Annotated in this window: 7 protein-coding genes and 1 pseudogene; all 8 read right to left on the bottom strand. The window is 69.3% G+C overall.

The window, feature by feature from the left end; genetic code table 11:
* Positions 1-285, bottom strand: a pseudogene (locus VLK61_RS00505) (alpha-ketoacid dehydrogenase subunit beta); the annotation flags it as partial.
* Positions 286-454: 169 nt separating this feature from the next.
* Positions 455-1687: a 3-methyl-2-oxobutanoate dehydrogenase (2-methylpropanoyl-transferring) subunit alpha gene (locus VLK61_RS00500; protein WP_325417199.1), complete on the bottom strand. Its 1233-nt coding sequence runs from the start codon at positions 1685-1687 to the stop codon at positions 455-457.
* 18 nt (positions 1688-1705) lie between these two features.
* The gene (locus tag VLK61_RS00495) at positions 1706-2185 is read right to left on the bottom strand and encodes an aminoacyl-tRNA deacylase (RefSeq protein WP_325417197.1); all 480 of its coding nucleotides are present in this window, start codon (positions 2183-2185) and stop codon (positions 1706-1708) included.
* A gap of 119 nt (positions 2186-2304) precedes the next feature.
* Positions 2305-2976: a DNA oxidative demethylase AlkB gene (alkB, locus tag VLK61_RS00490; protein WP_414636730.1), complete on the bottom strand. Its 672-nt coding sequence runs from the start codon at positions 2974-2976 to the stop codon at positions 2305-2307.
* The gene (locus VLK61_RS00485; RefSeq protein ID WP_325417193.1) at positions 2966-3733 is read right to left on the bottom strand and encodes a 2OG-Fe(II) oxygenase; all 768 of its coding nucleotides are present in this window, start codon (positions 3731-3733) and stop codon (positions 2966-2968) included. The genes alkB and VLK61_RS00485 overlap by 11 nt, the downstream gene beginning before the upstream one ends.
* Positions 3730-4809, bottom strand: a complete 1080-nt coding sequence (ada, locus tag VLK61_RS00480; RefSeq protein WP_325417191.1) for a bifunctional DNA-binding transcriptional regulator/O6-methylguanine-DNA methyltransferase Ada — start codon at positions 4807-4809, stop codon at positions 3730-3732. Before ada ends, VLK61_RS00485 begins: the two co-directional genes overlap by 4 nt.
* Before the next feature lie 126 nt (positions 4810-4935).
* Positions 4936-6291, bottom strand: a complete 1356-nt coding sequence (locus VLK61_RS00475; RefSeq protein WP_325417189.1) for an NAD(P)H-dependent oxidoreductase — start codon at positions 6289-6291, stop codon at positions 4936-4938.
* Positions 6288-7166 carry a phytanoyl-CoA dioxygenase family protein gene (locus VLK61_RS00470; protein WP_325417187.1) on the bottom strand — a complete coding sequence of 293 codons (879 nt, stop codon included), beginning with the start codon at positions 7164-7166 and terminating at the stop codon, positions 6288-6290. Before VLK61_RS00470 ends, VLK61_RS00475 begins: the two co-directional genes overlap by 4 nt.
* Positions 7167-7227 lie beyond the last annotated feature (61 nt).

Genomic DNA, 7227 nt, shown 5'->3' with positions numbered 1-7227 from the left:
CGCCACCGGCCGCAGGCCGTAGGCCGCCATGCCGACGGCGACGCCGACGATGCCGCCTTCGCTGATCGGCGCGTCGAAGCAGCGCGACGATCCGTACTTGGCCTGCAGGCCTTCGGTGACGCGGAACACGCCGCCGAAGTAGCCGACGTCCTGGCCGAACACGACCACCTTGTCGTCGCGTTCCATCATCACGTCCATGGCCGAGCGCAAGGCCTGGATCATGGTCATCGGCTTGGTGGGGCCAGCGGCGGTTTCCACCTGGGTCTCGCGGGTCTGGGTCAGCATGAAGTGCCTCCCGATACGCTGTCATTGCGGGCTTGACCCGGAAGTCGGTTGTCATGCCGGACTCGATCCGGCATCCACCGTGCGGAGCGCGGCCCGAAAGCAGAACAGCCTGGATGCCGGATCAAGTCCGGCATGACAGGCATGGGGTTGTGTGTCAGCAATTCCATCTTCACACCCCCATTTCCTGCCGCTGCCGCACCAAATGCTCCGGCATCTGCGCATACACGTCGTCGAACATCGTGGCCGCGCTGGGGATGTGGCCGTCGAGCAGCGTGCCGTGGCTCTCCGCCTCTTTCTGCGCCGCCAGCACCTCGGCTTCCAGCTCCTGCTGGACCTGCGCCTGCTCCTGCTCCGACCAGGCACCCAGGCCCACCAGGTGCTGCTTCAGCCGCGCGATCGGGTCGCCCAGCGGGAAGCGTTCCCAGTCGTCGGCCGGCCGGTACTTGGACGGGTCGTCCGAAGTGGAATGCGGACCGGCCCGGTAGGTCACCCATTCGATCAGCGTGGGCCCCAGGTTCTGGCGCGCCCGCTCTGCGGCCCACTGCGATGCCGCCAGCACCGCCAGGAAATCGTTGCCGTCGACCCGCAGCGAGGCGATGCCGCAGCCCACGCCGCGCGCCGCGAAGGTGGTCGATTCGCCGCCGGCCAGCGCCTGGAAGCTGGAGATCGCCCACTGGTTATTCACCACGTTCAGGATCACCGGCGCGCGGTAGACATGGGCGAAGGTCAGCGCGGTGTGGAAATCGGACTCGGCAGTGGCGCCGTCGCCGATCCAGGCCGAGGCGATCTTGGTGTCGCCCTGGATCGCCGAGGCCATGGCCCAGCCCACTGCCTGGATGAATTGCGTCGCCAGGTTGCCGGACACGGTGAAGAAGCCGGCCCGCTTGTAGGAGTGCAGCACCGGAAGCTGGCGGCCCTTCATCGGGTCGCGCTCGTTGGACATCGCCTGGCACATCATTTCGACCATGGCTATGTCGTCCCGCGCCAGCAGCAGGCCCTGCTGGCGGTAGGTGGGAAAGCACATGTCGCCGTCTTGCAGCGCCAACGTGTGCGCGGTGGCGATGGCCTCCTCGCCCAGGCACTGGATGTAGAACGAGATCTTCTTCTGGCGCTGCGCGATCAGCATGCGTGCGTCGTAGGCGCGCGTCTTCAGCATCGCCCGCAAGCCGGACTGGAGTTGCTGAACGTCGAGCCGCGGATCCCAGGGGCCGATGGCGCGGCCCTGCTCGTCGAGCACGCGCACCAGTGCGTTGGCGAGCTCGCCGGTGTCGGTGGGCGACACGTCGATCGGTGGCCGGCGCACCTCACCGGCGGCCGAGAGGCGCAGGTACGAAAAGTCCGTGCTGTGCCCCGGGCGCCCGCTGGGCTCGGGCACATGCAGGCGCAGTGGTGCGTGGCTCATGGCGGCCGCCGCACACCATCAATGCATGGATTCGGCGCAGAAGCGCCCGTGCCGCGCCGTGAGCATCAGCGCATGGAACTGATCGTGCGACAAGCGCAGCAGGCGCTCATGGTCACCCGCTTCGACATAGATGGTCGGGCAGGATTCGAGTTCGTCGTCGACCACCGTCTCGATGCCCCAGGCCATGCCCAGCGCGGGCACGGCGCCGAGGTCGCAGTCGGTGAACAGTTCGGCGATGCGGCGCTCGTCGGCCAGCCGCAGGTTCCTGCGGCCGAGCAGGCGCGAGAGTTCACCCAGCCTGAGCTTCTTGTCCGCCGGCAGAACGGCCATCACGCAGCCGGTGTCGTCTTCGACGATGACCGACTTCGCCAGTTCATGGGCCGGCACATTGGCGGTGCGGGCGGTTTGGGCGCTGGTGCGGCTGCGCAGGTGCGCGCAGATCTCGTACTGCGCGCCGCGCTGGTCCAGGTAGCTGGAAAGACGCAAAGGAATCGCCATGACGGCCTCCGTGGGTCTTGCGGCTGCTGCGGCCCGCGACAGCGTGTCGCGCCGCTTCAGCCTGGCTGCAGTGTGCTCCGAACTGGGCCGCGGCGCCAGACAGCAGGGCCAGGCCCGGCTCAGCTGGCGCAGCGGAAGGTCAGGTTGATGCGGTGTTCGCCGGTGAGCGGGTGGCAGCCGCCCTTCAGCGCCAGCACGCCGTGGTAGTGCAGCCGTGCCGGTCCGCCCCAGACCACGACATCGCCATGGCTCAGGGGGATGCGCCGCACTGGGGCGCTGCGCCGCGCGCCGCCCCACAGGAACACGGCCGGCAGGCCCAGCGAGACGGAGACGATGGGTTGCCGCAGGTCGTGCTCGTCGCGGTCCTGGTGCAGGCTGAGCCGCGCGCCAGCGCTGTACTGGTTGATCAGGCAGGCGTCGGGCGTGAAGCCGTCGAAGCCGGCGCGTGCGGCGGCTTGCCGCGCCAGTGTGGCCATCGCGGCGGGCAGGGCGGGCCAGGGCCGGCCGCTGAGCGGGTCGGTGGCCGTGTAGCGATAACCCGTGATGTCACTGGTCCAGCCCAGCGGGCCGCAATTGCTCATCGCCACCGACATGGTGTAGCCGCCCGGCGTGACCAGGTGGCGCAGCGGCGCCTGCGCCAGCACGCCGGCGACATCGTGCAACAGCTGTTCGGCCTGCGGCAACGCCAGGCCGGGCAGCACGACAGCACCCGGCTCCAGCGGCACGGTGTCTTGTGCGTCCGCCGCGGCCGCGAAGAGATCCGGCGTGGCCGCGCAGCGCTCAGCTCGCATCATGGAAGATGATGCCGGCGGTGTAACGCCGGCCGCTGCGCAGCAGGCTCACGCCGTGCCGCAGGTTCACGCGGTAGGGACCGCGGCTGCCCTGCACCGGCCGCTGGTGCACGGCGATCACCGCCGCGTCGCCCTGGCGCAAAGGCAGCACCATCGCGCGGGATTGCATGCGTGGCCGCTGCTCGGTCATCACGAACTCGCCGCCGTCGAAGTCCCGGCCCGGCTCCGACAGCAGCAACACCATCTGCAGCGGGAACACCTGCTCACCATAGAGATCCTGGTGCAAGCAGTTGTAGTCGCCCGGACCGTAGCGCAGCAGCAAGGGCGTGGGCCGCGTTTGCCCGACCCGATGGCATTGCGCGATGTACTCGGCATGCCGCGCGGGAAAGCGCTGCGCGAGGCCCAAGGCCGCCTGCCAGCGGTTGGCAATGGCCGCGAGCGGCGCATACGCCGCCTCGCGCAGCGTGGTGATCAACGGCGGCAAGGGATGGGCGAAGTACCGGTACTCGCCGCGGCCGAAGCCGTGGCGGGCCATCACCACCTTGCTGCGGAACAGCGACCTGCCGGCGTCCTCTGATAGTTCGTAAAGGGATGAGAGGTCGTGGCACTCCTCGATCGACAACAGGCCCGGGATAGCGGCCCAGCCCTGCTGATCGAGCGCATCGCCGGCCGCCTGCCAATCGGTCGCCTCGACGCGGGAGGGGAGGCTGCCCGCGCCGACGGCGCGCGGCGGCAGCTGCCGATCCGGCGCATTCATGTCTGGGCCTCGCGTTCCAGCAAGGCCCGCTTGCGCTCGACGCCCCAGCGGTAGCCCGACAAGCCGCCATCGCTGCGCAACACGCGGTGGCACGGGATGGCCACCGCCAGCGCATTGGCGGCGCAGGCCTGCGCGACGGCACGCACGGCGCTCGGCGCGCCGATGCGCTGGGCCACCTGGGCATAGCTCACGGTCTGGCCGGCAGGGATTTCGCACAGCGCCTGCCAGACCCGGCGCTGGAAAGCTGTGCCGCGCACATCCAGCGGCAGCCGCAGGCCATGCCGGGGTGCTTCGACATGGCCGACGACGGTGGCCACCAGCTGCTCGAACCCGGCGTCGCCGCCGATCAGCTGCGCCTTCGGGAAGCGGTCCTGCAGATCACGCGCCAGCGCATCCGGGTCGTCGCCCAGCAGGATCGCGCAGACACCGCGTGCGCTCTGCGCCACGAGGATCGCGCCCAGCGAGCATTGGCCGATCGCGAAGCGGATCTCGGTGTCGGCGCCGCCGTCGCGGAACGCGCTGGGTGTCATGCCCAGCACCTGGTGCGCCTGTTCGTAGAAGCGGCTGCCCGAGCCGTAGCCGGCGTCGTAGATCGCTTCGGTGACCGAGCCACTCTCGGCCAGTGCCTGGCGCATGCGTTGTGCACGCTGGGCGCTGGCGTAGGCCTTGGGCGTCAGCCCCGTCACCGCTTTGAACACGCGGTGCAGGTGGAAGGGGCTCAAGCCCGCGCGGGCGGCCAGTTGGTCCAGCGTCGGCGCGGGATCGGCGCTGTCGATGTGGCGGCACAGGTCCGTGACCATCGCCGTGCGTTGTGCATCCGCATCCCGCTGGTCCGGCTTGCAGCGCTTGCAGGGCCGGAAGCCGGCCGATGCCGCTTCGGCCGCACTGCGGTGGAAGCTGATGTTCTCGGGCCGCGCGCTGCGCGCCGGGCAACTGGGCCGGCAGTACACGCCGGTGCTGCGCACGGCGTAGACAAAGCTGCCGTCGGCGCCGGCATCGCGGGCCTGGATGCGCGCCCAGCGTGGGTCGGCCGCGGTGGCCGCGGCGCGCTGGGCTCGGGAGGTCGTCGTGATCATGGGAGCTGCCTCTTGCATCGGTGGATGTTGATGCCGGGAGCTTAGGGATTCCAGCAAGACCCGCCATCCGGCGCTTGCGGTCGAATTCGATGCCCCTGGCCGCAGCAGGGCCGGCCAGCCTGCGGCTCAGACCGCGGACGGCGGCGGCGCGAAACGCTGCACCATCTCCTGGCGGCAGCGCCAGGCCAGTGTGCCGGTGTCCATGGCCACATCGGCCCAGCTGAGGCTCTGGCCTTTCTTTACCGGCCGCAGCAGCTTCACGCCGTGGGCCAGGCCCAGCGGCAGGCCGCCGATCGCCACCGAGGTGGCCGCCGGCAACAGCTTGCCCCACACGGTGTAGCCGCCTTCGCCGTCGAGCAGCTCGCCGGCGCGCAGGTCGCGCTTGGCGGTGGCCACGACATCGGCGACCCAGGCGGTCGGAACACCGGTGGCTTCACGCCGCAGGGCCACGCTGGCGACCGAGACGCCGACTTCCAGGCCGATCAGGTGCCAGCGCTTGTACAGCGTGAAGTAGCGGCCGCTGGGGTCGGTGTGCGCGTTGTATTCCTCGAAGCAGTGGCGGATGTAGTCGGTCTCGGCTTCCACGGTGACCCACACGCCCATGCGGATGTCGTAGGGGATCTTTCGGCCATTGGCTTCCAGCGACGAGATGACCTCCACCATGCCCTTGCGTTCGAGCACACCGCCTTCAGCGACTGGCCGCGTCACATAGGGAATATCCTCAACGCTGGCCGGCGGGTACAGCAGGCCGTTGCTCGGCACCGTCAGCCCGGTGGCGTTGGCCACCGCGGTGGATTCGATCGAGGGCTTGGAGCCGTCGAGGAAGCTGTTGAACATCTTCGGGTTCAGGCCGCCGCGCTCGGCCTGCTCGGGCGTCAGGCCGTAGTGGCCCCACACCGTCTCGGGTGTCGATTCGCAGAAGTGCGGCAGCCACTTGTGGCCGCGTCCGGCTGCCACCACCGGAAAGCCGCAGGTGCGCGCCCAGTCCACCAGATCGCAGATCAGCGCCGGCTGGTCACCGAAGGCCAGCGAATACAGCACGCCGGCTTGTGCCGCGCGCTGGGCCAGCAGCGGGCCGCAGAAGGCATCGGCCTCCACCGTCACGTTGACCACGTGCTTGCGGTTCGTGAACGCGGCCAGGCAATGGTCGACCGCGGCCACCGGGTTGCCGGTGCATTCGACGAGCACGTCGATCGCCGGGTGGCGCACCAGCGCTTCCCAGTCCTCGCCGATGTGGGTGTTGCCGTGCCGGACGGCGTCGTCGATGGACGTCGCGCGGCTGCGCTCGTCCGCCCAGCCCACACGCGCCAGGTTGGCCCGCGCATGGGCGGGCGACAGGTCGGCAATGGCCACCAGGTGCACGCCCGGCGTGCGCGGCACCTGCGCCAGGTACATCGCGCCGAACTTGCCGGCACCGATCAGGCCGATGCGCACCGGTTGCCGGTCGGCCGCTCGCTTCAGCAGTTGGGCGTGGAGGCTCATGGCGTGACCGCCTGTGTGATGTCGTCGGCCGAGGTTTCCAGCGCGCTGGCCGGCAGGCCGTGCAGCCACGGCAGATCGACCGGCAGCTCGCCCAGCAGGCAGTCGTCGGGCAGGCAACTGATCGGCGTGAAGTCGCGGTGCGCGATGTATTCGGGCCGCTGGAAGCGCCGGATGTGGTTGCTGGCGGCGCACAGGCTCAGGTACACGCTGACGCGGTTCCATGGCGACAGGTTGCAGCTGGACGCATGTACCAGGCAGGAGTGGAACAGGATCATCGAGCCTGCCGGCCCGGTCGGCGAGACGATGCCGCCGTGCTTGCCGCCAGCGCGTTCGACCAGTTGCGCGATCAGTGCCTTGTCCACCGTCCACAGCGGGTAGCTGGTGGTCGTCAGGTCGTGTTTCGCGTCGACCACGCCTTGTCTGTGGCTGCCGGGAATGAACATCAGCGGGCCGTTGAAGGCATTCACTTCGTCGAGAAAGATCGCGACGTTCATTGCCCGCTCGGTGGGCATGTGGTCGTCGTTGCGCCAGGTGCCGTAGTCCTGGTGCCACTGCCAGACATCGCCTTCGAAGGCCATCTTGCCGTTGATCTTGAACTGGTGCATGTAGACCGCTTCACCGAGCAGCTGCGCCACCGGCTCCACCATGCGCGGATGCCGCGCCAGCCGGGCGAAGGGCGCGCTGACCAGGTGCGCGGCGAAATTGGTGCGCACTGCGTCCGAGCCGCGTTCGCGCACGTTGTAGACCTCGCGGCGCTGGTAGAGCGCGGGCACGCAGTCGTTGAGGACCTGGGTTTCCTGCGGCGTGAACAGGCCGGGGAAGAACACGTAGCCGTCGCGGTCGAATTGCGCGAGTTGTTCGGGGCTGAGTTGCATCGGTCTCTCCTGGCAGCGCCGGGCCATGCCAAGGCGCGTGATGAGGGACAGCGTACGAAAT

This window comes from Aquabacterium sp. (genome assembly GCF_035476535.1).
Lineage (GTDB): Bacteria > Pseudomonadota > Gammaproteobacteria > Burkholderiales > Burkholderiaceae_C > Pseudaquabacterium.
Note: the sequence above shows the minus strand (reverse complement) of the source record. Positions and strands in the feature narration are given on the sequence as shown.